Origin of the sequence: Halopseudomonas salina (assembly GCF_014637955.1) — a bacterium.
GTDB lineage: Bacteria > Pseudomonadota > Gammaproteobacteria > Pseudomonadales > Pseudomonadaceae > Halopseudomonas > Halopseudomonas salina.
The window spans coordinates 54479-69769 of the sequence record NZ_BMFF01000002.1; the positions used below are offsets into that span (position 1 = coordinate 54479).

The 15291-nt window shown below is 59.2% G+C and carries 14 protein-coding genes and 1 pseudogene; 6 read left to right on the top strand and 9 right to left on the bottom strand.

What is annotated here, in order from left to right:
* Positions 1-2: 2 nt before the first annotated feature.
* From IEV54_RS04230 to IEV54_RS04255, 6 genes are all read right to left on the bottom strand, one after another.
* Complete coding sequence (locus tag IEV54_RS04230) at positions 3-1112, bottom strand: HupE/UreJ family protein (protein WP_150276109.1); 1110 nt, start codon at positions 1110-1112, stop codon at positions 3-5.
* On the bottom strand, positions 1109-2257 hold the full coding sequence (locus IEV54_RS04235) for a tetratricopeptide repeat protein (protein WP_188434317.1): 1149 nt from the start codon (positions 2255-2257) through the stop codon (positions 1109-1111). The genes IEV54_RS04230 and IEV54_RS04235 overlap by 4 nt, the downstream gene beginning before the upstream one ends.
* Complete coding sequence (locus IEV54_RS17325; RefSeq protein WP_223825331.1) at positions 2235-2498, bottom strand: hypothetical protein; 264 nt, start codon at positions 2496-2498, stop codon at positions 2235-2237. Before IEV54_RS17325 ends, IEV54_RS04235 begins: the two co-directional genes overlap by 23 nt.
* Before the next feature lie 10 nt (positions 2499-2508).
* On the bottom strand, positions 2509-4008 hold the full coding sequence (locus tag IEV54_RS04245) for a DUF4331 domain-containing protein (RefSeq protein WP_150276111.1): 1500 nt from the start codon (positions 4006-4008) through the stop codon (positions 2509-2511).
* A gap of 204 nt (positions 4009-4212) precedes the next feature.
* Positions 4213-4953 carry an anti-sigma factor gene (locus IEV54_RS04250; RefSeq protein ID WP_150276112.1) on the bottom strand — a complete coding sequence of 247 codons (741 nt, stop codon included), beginning with the start codon at positions 4951-4953 and terminating at the stop codon, positions 4213-4215.
* Positions 4950-5498, bottom strand: coding sequence for a sigma-70 family RNA polymerase sigma factor (locus IEV54_RS04255; protein WP_150276113.1), 549 nt, complete (start codon positions 5496-5498; stop codon positions 4950-4952). The genes IEV54_RS04250 and IEV54_RS04255 overlap by 4 nt, the downstream gene beginning before the upstream one ends.
* Positions 5499-5663: 165 nt before the next feature.
* Here IEV54_RS04255 and IEV54_RS04260 point away from each other — a divergent pair, with 165 nt between their 5' ends.
* The 6 genes from IEV54_RS04260 to trkA all read left to right on the top strand — a co-directional run bounded on the left by IEV54_RS04260 (position 5664) and on the right by trkA (position 12553).
* Entirely contained in the window at positions 5664-6500 is an 837-nt protein-coding gene (locus IEV54_RS04260; protein WP_188434318.1) for a CvfB family protein, read from the top strand.
* On the top strand, positions 6500-7372 hold the full coding sequence (locus tag IEV54_RS04265) for a DMT family transporter (RefSeq protein WP_150276114.1): 873 nt from the start codon (positions 6500-6502) through the stop codon (positions 7370-7372). The genes IEV54_RS04260 and IEV54_RS04265 overlap by 1 nt, the downstream gene beginning before the upstream one ends.
* Positions 7373-7489: 117 nt before the next feature.
* The gene (locus IEV54_RS04270) at positions 7490-8938 is read left to right on the top strand and encodes a TrkH family potassium uptake protein (protein WP_150276115.1); all 1449 of its coding nucleotides are present in this window, start codon (positions 7490-7492) and stop codon (positions 8936-8938) included.
* On the top strand, positions 8851-10392 hold the full coding sequence (locus IEV54_RS04275) for a sensor histidine kinase (protein ID WP_150276116.1): 1542 nt from the start codon (positions 8851-8853) through the stop codon (positions 10390-10392). The genes IEV54_RS04270 and IEV54_RS04275 overlap by 88 nt, the downstream gene beginning before the upstream one ends.
* Positions 10389-11075, top strand: coding sequence for a response regulator (locus IEV54_RS04280; RefSeq protein ID WP_150276117.1), 687 nt, complete (start codon positions 10389-10391; stop codon positions 11073-11075). The genes IEV54_RS04275 and IEV54_RS04280 overlap by 4 nt, the downstream gene beginning before the upstream one ends.
* Positions 11076-11176: 101 nt before the next feature.
* Positions 11177-12553: a Trk system potassium transporter TrkA gene (gene trkA / locus IEV54_RS04285; protein ID WP_150276118.1), complete on the top strand. Its 1377-nt coding sequence runs from the start codon at positions 11177-11179 to the stop codon at positions 12551-12553.
* Positions 12554-12572: 19 nt separating this feature from the next.
* On the opposite strand, the pseudogene ilvA reads toward trkA, so the two are convergent.
* The 3 genes and pseudogenes from ilvA to IEV54_RS04300 all read right to left on the bottom strand — a co-directional run.
* Positions 12573-13622: pseudogene (ilvA, locus tag IEV54_RS04290) on the bottom strand (threonine ammonia-lyase, biosynthetic); the annotation flags it as partial.
* A 299-nt stretch (positions 13623-13921) separates the two neighbouring features.
* Positions 13922-14131 (bottom strand): hypothetical protein, encoded by a 210-nt coding sequence (locus tag IEV54_RS04295; RefSeq protein WP_150276120.1) that lies wholly within the window; start codon positions 14129-14131, stop codon positions 13922-13924.
* The gene (locus tag IEV54_RS04300) at positions 14128-15276 is read right to left on the bottom strand and encodes a PepSY-associated TM helix domain-containing protein (RefSeq protein ID WP_150276688.1); all 1149 of its coding nucleotides are present in this window, start codon (positions 15274-15276) and stop codon (positions 14128-14130) included. Before IEV54_RS04300 ends, IEV54_RS04295 begins: the two co-directional genes overlap by 4 nt.
* Between the last annotated feature and the right edge of the window lie 15 nt (positions 15277-15291).

Genomic DNA, 15291 nt, shown 5'->3' on the forward strand with positions numbered 1-15291 from the left:
GCTTAGAGAGGTACCCGCTCCCACGCCCAGACTGTGCCAGTCAGCGCGACGACGGCCACCCCGATCGGCATCACTACTCGCTGATAAATCCACTGATTGCGCAGCAGAAAAATCACCGGCACCACCGCTAGCACTACCGCCAATTGAGCCAGCTCAACTCCAACATTGAAGCTGGCCAGGGCGACTAGCCGAGATGACGTGTCACTCAAGAAATCACCCAGCACGCTGGCAAAGCCAAAGCCATGAATCAGACCGAAACCAAAACCGACGAGATATCTTCTGTGCCCCAGAAACGGCCAGATGATATTCACCGCAGCAGCAACGATGGACAATGCGATGAAGGTTTCCACCCAGGCGATGGGCAAGCGGACCACACCCAGGGTGGCGATGACCAGGGTCACCGAATGAGCAGCGGTAAAGGCGGTCACGATCAACGCCACGTCCTTGACTGCAGCCCCGAGCCGGTCTTCTACCACCCAATGGCCCTTTTCACGCCGCACCGCAGCGGGCAACAACAACGCCAGCAGAAATAGCATATGGTCGTAGCCGATCCACAGGTGCACCATCCCTTCCCAGATGAAGTCACCTGCGGTTTGCCAGACACTGGGCACTTCGGCAAAGGTCAGGGTGCGTTGGTCAGGGCTCAGTACCGCCAACCGGTCATTGCCCTCGATCCGCGTCATCACCAGAGCACGATGCAATGGGTCCTGATCAAAAAATACGTTGTATTTCAACTGTGACGGAGCGACTTCCGAATGCAGGCAGTCAGGACGAAATTCCACGGCCAGGTAATTGCCGTCGCTGTGACGGGTGATCCCCGCCAGGCGCAAATCCAGCGGACACTCCAGATCACCAGACATAACCTGTAGTCGCGAAGCGAGGTAATTTCTTACGCTGGCTTGCCGATCCACCACTTCGCCCCAGAGCACCTGACCGTCGCCATTGCCGTCTAGCGGAACGGCGCGCGCCAGGTCAACCAGTGCTATATCCAGCCGACCGGGAGCCTCGACGAAAGCCGGTTGCCAATACAGGAAGCTGTCGCTGGCCTTATGTGCATGTGCCGCGCCCGCCATGACGAAACTGAGAATCACCAGGATGATTGAGCTTTTCATAACGTACTTTCCCCATCACGCAGCTCAACAGCAAAATTGGGGCTCTTACCCGCTCTGGCCGCAGCACGTATCAGAAGTTCACGATCTGGATGAGCACGCTGAGTCTCCCAGTTGGCAAGGGCCATTTCCAGAGCCGCATCGGCATCGCCTTTTACGTCCAACAGAAAACGTGCGTATTCCCAATGGTGCAGGTTTTCTCCACGCCAACGCGCCTCCCTGAAACGCTCATCAAGCTCGGAAACCAGGCCAGGCTGCTGGGGATCATCGAGGCGGGTCAAGGCGATAGCCCGTAATACCGCAAGGGTGTCTATCTCATTGAATCCGTCCGTAATCACGAGAACTTCCGCGGGCCTGCCCTGGGCCAATAGCCAGTCGGCGTAGCGTGCCCGACGATACAAATCATCAGGGGCCTGCAGCAGACCGCGCTGCCAGTAACCATCGGCCTCGGGCAGACCGAGCCGTGAAGCCATTTCCGCCAGTGTAATGAGCGCGTAGTCACGCTCGATAGCGCCAGCAGAACCAGAGACATCGAGCCTCTGGCGTAAAAGATCATAAGCCTGACGGGGCTGAGCCCCGAGGCTGGCCAGCTCCTGAGTGCAGCTTGCAGACAACAGACCTGGCCGGGGCTGAGCGAGCTTGTTACAGGCAAGCTCAGCCGCCACAAGATCGTTGCGTACCATGGCGATGCTATAGCGGGTAAGCCAGGCTTGACGATTATCGGGCTGGGCCTTTAGCACCCGTGCGAGATCCGCTTCCGCCTGATCAAACCGGTGCAGCCGTTGGTGGATGGTTGCCCGCATGAGGTATACATCCGGGGTCCATCGATCCTGCGGCAGTTGGTTCAGCAAACCCACGGCCAACCCCAACGGGCGCGGACTGCCGGTAGTTCGGGACAGATCGATAAGGCCGCGTAGCTCCTTGGCCAACCTGTCCGGTGAGCGCAAGGCCACTGGCAATACAGCGCTGGCCGCGGTTGCCGCCGCAGTTTCCTTGACGGAGAGAACAACGGCATCACGGGCAGGCAGCTTGATCTCGGTACCTATCGCACCCGCCCATCCAGCAAGAGGAAAACACAGCATACCCAGGATGGGGAAAACGCCGGGGCGCAAGCCCCGGCCTCCCTTATTGCTGACTGAGAAGATCATCAAACGCTCCTTCGTTTTCCTGATCGTCATAGGTAATGGTGAGGTCGTTGATGGCAACGGGCTCTGCGGTCTCACTGGTGCCAGCAAAGATATCCTTGACCAGGGCCGTGAACGACTGCGTGCCTTGTCCCCCGCCCCCATCAACGCCTCCGCCCCCAGCAGAGCCGCCGCCACCACCGCCACTCAGACAGCCGGTGAGCAGCCAACCAGCCAGACTTAACATGCATAGTGTCTTGATCATGTCAGTCTCCTTAGTTGGGTGAGCCGGGCAGCGGTGTGCTCAGGTAAGGAAAGGATGACTGCAGACCGTTCGGATCTACCTGCACGCCATCGGTGAAGGGCGCCTGGTTGTTTGGCGCAACAGTCGAGTCGGCGATCAGCGCGCCCATGGCGACTCGCAGGGATACATCAACAACGTCGTCAATTGGTCTGCGACCATTGGGGAAGCCCGCGTTATCACCGCCGAGAACGCCAAGATCATTCTGGAAGCCCGGCTGTGTTACCTCGATCTCGGGATTGAGGCGCAGCATTTCCGAGGTAACTACACCCTGGGGCTGGTTGACAGCAGGCACGCCGGTGAGAAATGCGCTGACCAGATCGGTGCGCGGGAACATATTCGGAGCCACTGCGGTGCCCTGGAACAGGATCTCCAGCAATTCGGGCAGCGTTGGATGCGTTACATAGGTAGCAAACTGTCCATCGTCCTTCGGTTCGCTGGCGTTGAATGCGTCCTTGTCCTTGAGACCAATGACAACTTCATTGACCAGAGGCATGCCCAGACGGGAAACCTGAGTGAAGGCGCCGCCTTGGATACTCGCTCCCTTGGCGTTAGCCATTGGCTGAGGGTTCAACACACGGCCTTGAGGCAGGCTGGCAGTTGTCCAGGCGCCAATTACTTTCTGGTTGTTGCTATTGGCCGCGGTGCCGGTCAGGCAGGACGTGGGCACTTCCAGCGCCAGCGAGGTGACATTCTTGTCTGCCAGATCGTTGGCCTCGGCGTTACGGCCACCCAGCGGGTTGGTGTTGACCAGATCGAATATCTCGCCAAGGTTTACGGCAAAAGCTTCCTTGCGCTGACCTACAAATACCCGGGCAGTCCCGTTGCAACCGGGGATGATTGCATCGTAGACATGATCATTGGCGTAGGCTTCGTAATCACCTATCGACTTGTTGCCTATATTATCCACCGGCTTGCTGAACGTAGCGGACTGATCGAAGGCGTTCATCACCGTTTCGGCTGTGCCCGTGCGGCGGTCGCCACGAATCACCGTCAGTTCGTAGGTCTGTCTCATCTGCACTGCGGCGGTTTGATCAGCAGACGGTCCGATTCCACCAATATTCTTCAGCGGTACCGATACCTTTTGCGTAGCACCATCGTTACCGACATCCAGCTGCAGATCCTGCTTCACATCAGTCATCTTGAAGCGAAAAGTAATGTCTTCCTCTGCATTACCGGTGTTGTCGATATGAATTTCATAGATCGCATTGCCATCCAGATCAAAATAATTGGGGCCGCCGTAGGCGTCCTGAAGAGGCAGATAATTAGCAATCATTGTCACCGTATTTTCACGGCCGAGCTCATAACTGCGGAACATGTAAAAATCAGTGCCATCCACCTTGGGCACTTCAGTAATAAACGGTGCTTCGCGGTGACTGGAGGCCAAGCTGATGGCCGAGCCAAAACCCGCACCAATTAGAATGCTGGCCACGACGGATTTTGCCAAAAGGGAACGCGTGTATTGCCGGCTCATGTGAACCTCCTTCTCTGTTGTTTTTGGATACCTCAATGGATATACGCAACGAGTCGGAAAACGGACGCAGCACAAGTTGATTTTATTTCGGATACCACCAGATCCCGCGGAAGATGTCGCCAGAAGGCCGGGGGAGCTTTGCAGAGGAGCGCCGGCCAGGGTGCGTTGCGCTACGCCCGGCCGGTCGGATATTGAGGAGTCAGGTCAGATGTCTGCCAGTACGCCCTGGGCGACCACAGGCCCCGTGGGCAGTCCCGTTGGTGAGCCGCCGGGCGGTTCCAGGGATATGGCAAATACGCTGTTGGCATTGGCCAATGCCACAAGCTCTTCGGGGACAGCCAGACGCGCCGCACCATCAGCCGGCAACAGGCCAAGCGACTGCGGAGGGAGGTCACCGGCAATCAGCCAGAGCTCGGCATCGCGGCCTTCGAGCTGAATCTCTGCCGCCGGAACCACCACCAGGCTGCGCCGGCTGGCGTCCAGGGTAGCGGTATAAACCACCTGGCCGGTTTCCAGCTGCAGTGCCGCGGTCAGCATGCTGTCGATGGGCTGCAGGCTGTCTTCCCGGGGCAGCATGACCACCAGCAACAGCGCCATGAGCAGCGCTGCAGCAGCACTTCCCGCGGTAAGCCAGCGCCATGCATTCAGGCTTTCCCAAATGCTACCTCGACCTTCGGGTCGGGAGCGAACCGCCTCTTCGTGTCGCGGATTCTGACCAAGACTGTCGCGGATGCGCGCCCACACATATTCCGGTGGCGTCTGGTCGGCTATCTCTGCCAGCATGGGCGCGAGGTGCGCGTGCCACTCGGCCAATCGCTCAGCGTACCCGGCGTCCGCAGCAAGCTGCGCCTCGACGGATCTGCGTTCATCGGCTTCCAGCACGCCAAGAGCGTATTCTGCCAGACGCTGGTCGTCTTCTTCACTTATTAATCGGGTCGTATTCATTGCTCCAGGCACGCCTTGAGGCTCATCAAGCCACGTCGAATCCAGCTTTTCATTGTTCCCAGGGGCACACCAGTGCGGGCAGCCAGATCATGGTAGGTACAACCGTCGAAAAAGGCGGTTTTGATGACGGTGCGATGCTGGGTCTGCAGGTTGGAAAGGCAATTATCGAGCCGCTGCTGATCGCTGGCTAACTCGACTGGGTCGGTTTTTTCCGGCTCCGGCAATTGGTCAAGGTCAACCGGGTCCATATGCCGATCCACACCACCAAGACGTAAACGATCGATGCACTTGGAGCGCGCAATTGTGGTTAGCCAGGTAATCGGCTTGCCACGCTGGGCATCGAATTGGGCAGCCTTGGCCCAGACGGTTATATAGACTTCCTGAAGCACGTCTTCAGCATCGGTGCCTTGCAACAGCATGCGTTTGCAGATGCCGAAAAGCTTGGCGCTGGTCAGTCGATACAGGCGTTCGAATGCCTGTTGATCCTGCCGCGCGGTGGCCATAAGCAACCCAGCTATGTCAGAAGGGTCTTGCGCTTCGTCCATTAGGATTGATGTCCTTTTTTGTTTTCGACATTTCGGTCCGGGATTCTTGGAATCTAGCAGCTATTGCCAGGCCCGACTACTGGAACTATGGGTCGGTTGTTCCCGATCTTACTTGAACTACCCGCGGCCCTGTTACACTGCCGTTATTTACCGAGAGATTGCACCATGGCCTTGATCGGGCGCTACAACAGTTTGCAGATAGTCAGTCATGTGGGCTTCGGGCTTTATCTGGATGGCGGCGCGGAGGGCGAGATTCTGCTGCCCAACCGCTACATCCCCAAGGACCAGCCGACCGAAGAGGAAGACTGGCTGAATGTGTTCGTTTACCTGGACAGCGAAGACCGGCTGATCGCGACCACCGAGACGCCCAAGGCGCAGGTCGGCGAGTTTGCCAGTTTGAAGGTGAAGGAGATCAACAAGATTGGTCTCTTCCTGGACTGGGGTCTGCCCAAGGATGTGCTGCTGCCGCATTCCGAAGAAAAGCGCCCCCTCAAGGAAGGCGATTATGTTGTCGTCTATCTGTACCTGGACAAACACACCCGCCGTATTACCGCGACCGCACACCTCGATCGCCACCTGGACAAGACGCCCGCCCGTTACTCCACCGGGCAGGCGGTCGATCTGCTGGTAGTCGGCACCACCGACCTGGGCTTCAAGGCGATTATCAACGGAGAGCACTGGGGTCTGATCCACAAGAACGAGGCTTTCAAATTTCTGCGCGGCGGGATGCGCGAGCAGGGTTATATCCGTGAAGTGCGCCCCGATGGCAAGATCAGCCTCAGCCTGCAGCCCGTCGGCGCCCAAGCCGCCGATGCGCTGCAACAACAGATTCTGGACAAGTTACAGGCCAATGGTGGCTCACTGTCGGTCAGCGACAAGAGTCCTCCAGAAGTCATCACTCGCCAGTTCGGCGTCAGCAAGGGCAACTTCAAGAAAGCAATTGGCGGGCTCTTCAAGCAGGGCCGCATCGTGATCCACGCCGACCGTATCGAGCTGGTGTAATGCCCGCGGCAGCGGAGCGGACGCTAGCGCTGCCTACCCTGTTGATGGCAGGCATCGCCATGCTCGCCTTTGCCGGCAATTCGGTTCTGTGCCGCCTGGCACTAGCCGATACCCGGATCGATGCCGCGAGCTTTACCGTGCTACGCATTGTCAGCGGTGCGATAGTGCTGTGGCTGCTGCTGAGCCTGCGTAAACGGGCACGACCGGCGTCTGGTAACTGGGCAGGCGCACTGGCTCTGACCGTCTATGCTGCAGCGTTTTCCTTCGCCTATATACGCCTGGATACAGGCACAGGTGCATTGCTGCTGTTTGGCGCAGTGCAATTGAGCATGCTAGCGTTCGGTCTTTTCCGCGGCGAACGACTCAGCCCTGCGGCAACCGCCGGACTGGTGCTGGCGACGATTGGCGTTCTCGCTCTGCTACTACCAGGCAGCAGCGCTCCACCGCTGGGAAGTGCACTGATCATGCTGGTATCCGGTCTTGCCTGGGGCGCCTATTCACTTTTGGGCAGAGGCTCTGTGGATCCCCTGGCAACGACCGCCGACAACTTCCTGCGCTCCGTCCCCCTGGTGCTTCTCGCTGCACTGCCTTTTCTGGACCGGATCAACTGGGATACCGAGGGCGCTCTGTATGCGATCCTCTCGGGCGCCCTCACTTCGGCGCTCGGATATGCCATCTGGTACAGCGCACTGAGAGGCCTGGGCGCCATGCAGGCAGCATCCCTTCAGCTTTCCGTACCCATTCTGGCTGCGGTAGCAGGCGTGCTGCTGCTCGGTGAGCCGCTTTCCCTGCGCATGCTGGTTGCTGCCGTCGCGGTGATCGGCGGCCTGGCCATTGTGTTGAAAGCCAGGATGAGCCGAGCCAGAGCGTGAAATAGGCCCGGATGGTATGCCGTGTTTACGCCTTTTTTACGGGCATCATGCCCTTTGCAGCTCGTTTGTTTATGCCCGCAGACTCTAGTCTGGCCCTATCGTTAGGGAGCCAGACTCATGTTCAAATTCATACGGCCGATCATTTATGTATGCGGCATCCTGAGCCTCATCATGACCGGGCTGATGCTATGCGTCAGCGCGGCAGCCTGGGTATGGGCAGATCCCGAGCTGCCGGTCTTTCTCTACAGCGCTGCGGTAATGGCGACTCTGGGCCTGGCTATGGTCATGCTTTGCCGCGGCGGAAAATTCAATCTGGTGTCGCGCCAGCTTTACCTCCTGACCAGTGCCAGTTGGCTGATGATGTCGCTGGGCGGGGCCCTGCCGCTGTTTCTCAGCCATTATGACGTGGCCTTTACCGACGCCTGGTTCGAGGCGGTCTCCGGCATCACTACCACCGGCTCAACGGTTTTCTCGGGCCTGGAAACCTTGCCCGCCAGCCTGCTGCTTTGGCGGTCGATTCTTCAATGGCTTGGGGGTCTGGGGGTAATCGGAATGGCAGTATCTATCCTGCCCTTTCTGCGCGTGGGCGGCATGCGGCTGTTTCATACCGAGTCTTCCGACTGGTCAGACAAGTCCATGCCGCGCATCCAGACCCTGGCCAGAGCATTGCTCGTCACGTACCTGACCATCACCGCCGCCTGCACACTCAGTTACTGGCTAGCGGGCATGAGCCCATTCGACGCGGTAAACCATGCGATGACAACGGTGTCCACCGGCGGTTTTGCTACCGATGACCGCTCCATGGGTCGTTTCGGCAGCGCAGTACTGTGGATCGCCACCGGGTTCATGCTGCTGGGAGCGGTACCCTTCACCATGATCATCGGCTTTGCCCGCCGCCCCCGGCTTGCCACGCTGAATAATCAGCAAGTGATCGGGCTGTTGGGTATTGTTGCTGCGGTCACGGCCCTGCTTACGCTTTATCTGGTCTTTCAGGGTTCGCATTCAGCCTTTGAGGCCCTGACCCACTCGATTTTCAACCTGGTGTCGGTCATTACCACGACCGGATACGCCTCAACCGACTACACACTCTGGGGGCCCTTCAGCGTAGCGCTGTTCTTTGTAGTAATGTTCATCGGGGGTTGCTCGGGTTCCACTAGCGGCGGCATGAAGATTTTCCGTTTCCAGCTGAGCTATCTGTTTCTGCGCAGCCAGGTACGCAAGCTGGTGCATCCCAACGGCGTATTTGTTACCCAATACGCCGGCAAGCCGGTGGCCGACGACATCATCCTTTCCGCCATTGCGTTCTCCTTTCTGTTTTTCCTGTGTCTGGCCGGATTTACTCTGGTGCTGGCGATGATGGGACTCGACCTGGTCACCAGCCTGACCGCTACCGCTACGGCCCTCACCAACGTCGGCCCCGGGCTAGGCGACATCGTTGGCCCGGCTGGCAACTTTGCATCGCTGCCGGATGCGGCCAAATGGCTGCTATCCTTTGCGATGCTGCTGGGTCGTCTGGAACTGATGACCGTGATGGTACTGTTTTCTCCCATGTTCTGGCGGGGCTGACCAACTCAATGACACTGCAAAAACTGACCCGCAAGGATCTGCTCTGTTTCACTTTACCCTGGCTGACACCGTTGGTTGCCACTGGGCTGGCGTTGCTGCTGGCCAGCGTCATGCCCGCTGCCAACCTGGCGCTGATCTATCTGGCTGCAGTACTGGTGACGGCCATCAGCACCCGGGTATGGCCTGCCCTGGTATGCGCTCTGTTGAGCTTCGCAGCCTATAACTTCTTTCTGACCGAGCCTCGGTATTCATTGCGCATGCTGCACCGGGAGGACGCACTCACTGCTGCCCTGCTGGCAATGGTGGCCCTGATCACCGGACAGATGGCTGGCAGACTTAGCGAACAAGTCGCTGCGCTGCGAGCCAGCGAACGCTGGAATGAACAACAAATGGCTTGCGCCAGAGCGCTTTCCGTCTGCGTGGACCGGACGACCCTGATCAAGGCGTTTGCAGTCCAACTGGAAGAAACCCTCGACTGGTATGCCCGCAGCGTCGAGCCGGACGCCACAACACTTTCAGCATCCCCACGGACGGTCAGTTGGCATGAGGACCCGGGCGGTGTAAACGTGTTGTTCCATGGCTCCAGGGGAGAGGCAGCCAATACCATCAGGCTGTCTGCTACAGAGCCAACCAGCGCATGGCACCGCGAGCGCCTGGACGTATTGGTAAACCTGGCAAGCCTGGCCTGGGGCAGAATCGAACTGGGCGAATCGCTGAAACAGGAAACCCTGGACAAGGAGCGCGAGCAGTTACGCTCCGCCCTGCTTTCCTCTGTATCCCACGACCTGCGCACGCCGTTGTCGACCATGATTGGTTCGGTATCCAGCCTGATAGATCTGTCGGACTCCCTGGACGCCAGCCAACGGGCGGAGCTGCTGGACAACACCCTAACCGAGGCGCGGCGGCTTGATCGCTATATTCAGAAGCTGCTGGACATGACGCGTCTGGGGCATGGCGAGCTGAGCCTGGACCGGGACTGGATTGGCCTGGACGATCTGATAAGCGTGGTGATTCGTCGTAGCCGACCTCTGTTGAAAGATATCGAGCTCAAGATCGACATCCCACCTGATCTGCCACTGCTGCACGTTCATCCGGCGCTGATCGAGCAGGCCCTGTTCAACGTCCTGGAGAATGCCATCCGTTTCTCGCCCGCCAACGGGCATATTCGGCTCCAGGCGCTGCAAGACGATAACTGGCTGCATCTCGACGTCAGCGACAGCGGCCCCGGCATTGCTCCTGACAAACGAGCACAGGTATTCGACATGTTCCACACCTTCAGCCATGGGGATCAGTACGCCGCCGGCACCGGGCTGGGGCTTGCCATCTGCAGGAGCATCGTCGCCGCCCACGGTGGCCGCACGTCGGTAGAAGACAGCGCCCCGGGTGACGGCGCACGGGTGCGAATCAGCCTGCCCCTGGCGACTCCGACAACAATGCAGGAGGACGACCTTTGACGCACGTCCTGATCATCGACGACGAACCACAGATCCGCCGCTTCCTGACCATATGCCTGGGTTCGCAGGGTTACCAACTGCTCGAGGCTGAAGACGCCCGGCAGGGCCTCCAGCAGGCCGCCCTGCATCAGCCCGACCTGGTCATCATGGACCTGGGTTTGCCCGATATGGACGGGCAGTTGCTACTTCAGCAAATGCGTGAATTCTACAAGGGCCCGGTGATCGTGCTTTCGGTGCGTAATGGAGAGAAAGACAAGGTGCTAGCCCTGGACAACGGGGCCAATGACTACGTGGAGAAGCCCTTCGGCGCCAACGAGCTACTGGCGCGTATTCGGTCGGTTTTGCGGACCTTTGGTGACGTTGCAGTGCCACCGACCGGCTACGACGACGGCTACCTGCGTGTCGACCTGCTTGACCGACGGGTGAGCCTGGCCGGAGAAGATCTGCATCTGTCGAAAAAGGAATTCGAGTTATTGCGCAGTCTCATCGCCCACCCCGGGAGGATCGTTACCCAACAGCAGCTGTTGAAGGAGATCTGGGGGCCGCACCACACCCACGATACCCACTATCTGCGAATCTTCATCGGACGCCTGCGCAGCAAGCTGGGGGACGACCCCACGGCGCCACGCCATATCGAGACCGAATCGGGTGTGGGTTACCGGTTTATCGGCCAGGCCGACTGACGTATACGCAATTTTTACGACCCCGGGCGAAGCCTGGCATGGTTTGTTTACACACCACTGGCAAACAATGAACGCATGCAGCAACTCATCAGGAGTAGTTCATGCGCATCATCATTCTGGGCGCCGGCCAGGTCGGTGGAACACTGGCCGAACATCTGGCAGGCGAAGACAACGACATCACTGTTGTCGACACTGACAGCCGCCGGCTTCGCGAACTGCAGGACCGTCTCGACCTGCGCACCCTGCAGGGTTCCGGCTCACATCCGCAAATACTCGGCAAAGCCGGAGCGGATGACGCCGACATGCTGGTCGCGGTGACCAATAGCGACGAAATCAACATGATCGCCTGTCAGGTCGGCTACAGCCTGTTCAATATTCCTACCCGCATCGCCCGCGTACGCGAACCCGATTATCTGGCCCGGGACCAGTTGCTGTTCAGTCGCGAAGCAGTACCCATTGATGTATTGATCAGCCCCGAGTCGCTGATTACCCAGGGGATCAAGCGGCTGTTGCAATACCCTGGCGCGCTACAAGTTCTCGACTTTGCCGACGGCAGGGTGCAGCTGGTGGCGGTAAAAGCGCGCTACGGCGGTGCGCTGGTAGGCCAGCGCATAAGAACCTTGCGAGAACATCTCCCGGATATCGACTTGCGGGTGGCCGCCATTTTCCGCAAGGAGCAGCCGATCATGCCCGATGGCGATACCGTCATCGAAGCTGAAGATGAGGTGTTCTTCATCGCCGCCAGACCGGATATTCGCCAGGTAATGGCCGAGCTCCGGCGCCTGGATCGACCTTACAAACGCATCATCATCGCTGGCGGGGGCAACATCGGCGCACGGCTGGCAACCAGCATCGAAGGCCATTATCAGGTGAAGATAATCGAGCAGAACATGGCTCGCTGCGAGCATCTGTCCCAACAGTTGCACGGGAGCACCATCCTCCACGGCAATGCGTCCGACCGCGAACTGCTGATTGAAGAAAACATAGAAGCTACCGATGTGTTCCTGGCCCTGACCAATGATGAGGAGGCCAATGTGATGGCCTCGATGCTGGCCAAGAAGCTGGGGGCCCGCACCGTTATCACGCTTATCAACAATTCCGCCTACGTGGATCTGGTGCAAGGCGGCCTGATCGACATCGCCCTGTCACCACAGCAATCGACCATCAGCGCATTACTCACCCATGTACGCCGTGGCGATGTAGTGTCGGTGCACTCGCTCAGACGCGGAGCGGCTGAGGCGCTGGAGGCGATAGCCCACGGCGACATGGACAGCTCGCGGGTCGTCGGGCGTCGTGTTGACGAACTGGCCTTGCCCGCCGGTACCAGTGTTGGCGCAGTGGTCAGGGGGGAACAGGTGATCATGGCCCACCATGACACGGTCATCGCAGACGGCGACCACGTGATCCTGTTTGTCGCCGACAAGAAGGCCGTGCGCGCCGTCGAGAAACTGTTTCAACTCGGGATCGGCTTTATCTGATCCCGTCCCGTTGCGCTCAGTCGCCATGCCGGGCGCGCTCGGCGATCAGACCCAGATTGCTGAAATCGATATTGGCCCCGGAATTGATTCCTACCAGCACCTGGTCGCGGCAGCGCTCCCGGGCTACATAGGACCGGATCCCAGCGGCCGCCAAAGCGCCGGCAGGCTCGGCAATCGAGCGGGTGTCCTCGTAGATGTCGCGGACCGCCGAGCAGATCTGATCCGTGCTTACCGTGATCACCTCATCGACCAGGTGACGGCACAACTCGAAGTTCAGTTGGCCAATTTGCGCCACCGCCACGCCATCGGCAAAGCGATCCACCCTGGGCAATATCACCCGCTCACCGGCCGCCAACGCAGCTTGCAGACAATTGGAACCCACCGGCTCAACGCCGATGACCCGCACCTCCGGGCGCAGATACTTCACATAGGCCGCTATGCCGGCAATCAATCCCCCGCCGCCTACCGGTACAAATATCGCGTCCAACCGACCCTGGTGCTGGCGTAGAAGCTCCAGACCTACGGTGCCCTGCCCGGCAATCACATCCGCATCGTCATAGGGCGGCACGAAGGTATGGCCCCGCGTTTCGGCAAGTCCTATGGCGTAGTCCAGTGATTCGGCAAAGGTCTCGCCATAGAGCACCACTTCCGCACCACGTGAGCGCACACCCTGGAGCTTGATATCCGGAGTACTCAGGGGCATGACGATGGTCGCCTCGATGCCCAGCTTCTGCGCCGCCAGCGCCAGCCCCTGGGCGTGGTTACCGGCGGAAGCGGTGATTACGCCGCGATTGCGCGCCTGGCTGTCGAGCGCCGCAACCCGCGTGTAGGCACCGCGAATCTTGAACGAGTGAACCGGTTGCAGGTCCTCGCGCTTGAGCCATACCTGGTTGCCCAGGGCAGCAGAAAGTCGCGGTGCGTGCTGCAAGGGTGTTTCGATTGCAATGTCATAGACCGGCGCGCGGAGAATCCGGGTGACGTAGCTACGATGAAGCGAGGGAAAGCTCGTCTCCGTTTGCGGGAAAGCCTCAGAATCGGCGGCAGCTGGCTGCGCGAGTGCAAGGGACATACAGACTCCTGTCAGGTTGCAGGCCCCGGAGACAGAAACAAAAAACCCGCCTCGAGGGCGGGTTTTCAGAGCGACGTGAGTCAGCCCGCCAATGGTGGAATGGCGGTCATAATCATCTGGCTGGTGGTCACGTTGAATAGCTTCATGGCTTGAATCTATGTGCTCAGACGGTTTGCGTCAAGAAAACTTTTCCCGGCATTAACCATCGGACCTGATCAGCAGGTTTAATAGCAGCCAGTCGGTGACTACATCCACTTTTCAAATCCCTAAGCGGCTGACACGCGATGACCGGAGCTACTCTAACGGCGCGGTGCCCTGACAGTAGCGTCGCTGGGTACCAGCCAGAAGCGGAAGCAGACCAGCGTGACGACACCCAATGCGGCGGTGGAGGCGATATCCCACCAGCCATCACCGATCAGCGCGCCCGCCAGCCCAGCCGCGCTCAACATGCCGAGCAAGACCGGCCAGAGCCAGATATTCAATGCACTGCCCCTGCGTGGCCTGATCATGCTTTGCCCCCGGAGAGCTTAGTTGCATCACTGATTTCGACCGATTGCGCGGAGCGTCTGCGGCGCTTGGCGAACCACAGATACAATCCACTACCCAGCACCACGATGGTAAGAATATCCAGCACCGCCCAGAGAATCTGCACGCCGCGTCCGCCATAGTCACCAAAATGCAGTGGCTGCGATACCTGCAGTACCTTGAAGTACCAGGGCAATTCGCGGCTGTCAGTCACCTCGGAGGTGGTTGCATCGACCAGCACCGGTTTGGACAGGCGGGAGGTCAAAGGCTCGTTACCGCGCATGAACACACCGTAGTGATGCGGGCTGGAGAACGTGGTGCCGGGAAACGCGACAAACTGCACGCTCATGCCCGGCTCCAGTCTCCGTGCAGCCTGCACCGCCGCTTCAAGTGAGCCGATCTGCTCTGGCACCGGCTTGCCCGCGTAAGGCGCAACCATTTCGCTGAGCTGATCCTCCTGCCAGTAATCCACCAGCAGATCGGCCCAGGCATTGATCACACCGGTAGCGCCGACGACGAAGAACCAGACCAGCGTGACGATACCCAGCACGTTATGCAGGTCCAGCCATTTGATACGTTTGGTCCGCTCACGGCGCACTTCGCCGAAGCGCAACTTGCGCATGAAGGGGGCGTAGAGCACCGCGCCGGACACCAGCGAGATCAACAACAGAAAGCCCATCAAACCGAGAAACAGCATGCCGGGCAAACCGGCGAAGAGATCGATATGCAGACTGTTTATGACGTACATGAAGCCGCTTTCCAACTGCGGCTCCACCAGTATCTCGCCGGTGCGGGCATCCACTGCGACCTGCTTGAGGCCGTCGTGGGAGCGCGGCGTTGGTGACATCGTCAGATACCAGATGCGGTCATCGTCCATCTCCTGGGAGAGAAACATACCGCCCAGATCAGGATGCCGCTCCCCGGCAATATCGACTACCCGATCCAGGCTGATCCGCGGCGTATCGGCCGGCATTTCTGCCGGCTCGGCCTCGGTGCCCAGCAGGTGACCGATCTCGTGATGGAAAATCAACGGCAACCCGGTCAGGCACAGCAGCAGCATGAATACCGTACAGACCAGGCTGGTCCAGGTATGCAACCAGGACCAGACCTTAAGCGAACCTGCACTCAACATTACCCGCCCTCG

Excerpts from the sequence above, each read along its gene's own strand:
- IEV54_RS04230 (WP_150276109.1), bottom strand. The coding sequence starts at position 1,112 with ATGAAAAGCTCAATCATCCTGGTGATTCTCAGTTTCGTCATGGCGGGC.
- IEV54_RS04235 (WP_188434317.1), bottom strand. The coding sequence starts at position 2,257 with ATGATCTTCTCAGTCAGCAATAAGGGAGGCCGGGGCTTGCGCCCCGGC.
- IEV54_RS17325 (WP_223825331.1), bottom strand. The coding sequence starts at position 2,498 with ATGATCAAGACACTATGCATGTTAAGTCTGGCTGGTTGGCTGCTCACC.
- IEV54_RS04245 (WP_150276111.1), bottom strand. The coding sequence starts at position 4,008 with ATGAGCCGGCAATACACGCGTTCCCTTTTGGCAAAATCCGTCGTGGCC.
- IEV54_RS04250 (WP_150276112.1), bottom strand. The coding sequence starts at position 4,953 with ATGAATACGACCCGATTAATAAGTGAAGAAGACGACCAGCGTCTGGCA.
- IEV54_RS04255 (WP_150276113.1), bottom strand. The coding sequence starts at position 5,498 with ATGGACGAAGCGCAAGACCCTTCTGACATAGCTGGGTTGCTTATGGCC.
- IEV54_RS04260 (WP_188434318.1), top strand. The coding sequence starts at position 5,664 with ATGGCCTTGATCGGGCGCTACAACAGTTTGCAGATAGTCAGTCATGTG.
- IEV54_RS04265 (WP_150276114.1), top strand. The coding sequence starts at position 6,500 with ATGCCCGCGGCAGCGGAGCGGACGCTAGCGCTGCCTACCCTGTTGATG.
- IEV54_RS04270 (WP_150276115.1), top strand. The coding sequence starts at position 7,490 with ATGTTCAAATTCATACGGCCGATCATTTATGTATGCGGCATCCTGAGC.
- IEV54_RS04275 (WP_150276116.1), top strand. The coding sequence starts at position 8,851 with ATGGCTGCTATCCTTTGCGATGCTGCTGGGTCGTCTGGAACTGATGAC.
- trkA (WP_150276118.1), top strand. The coding sequence starts at position 11,177 with ATGCGCATCATCATTCTGGGCGCCGGCCAGGTCGGTGGAACACTGGCC.
- IEV54_RS04295 (WP_150276120.1), bottom strand. The coding sequence starts at position 14,131 with ATGATCAGGCCACGCAGGGGCAGTGCATTGAATATCTGGCTCTGGCCG.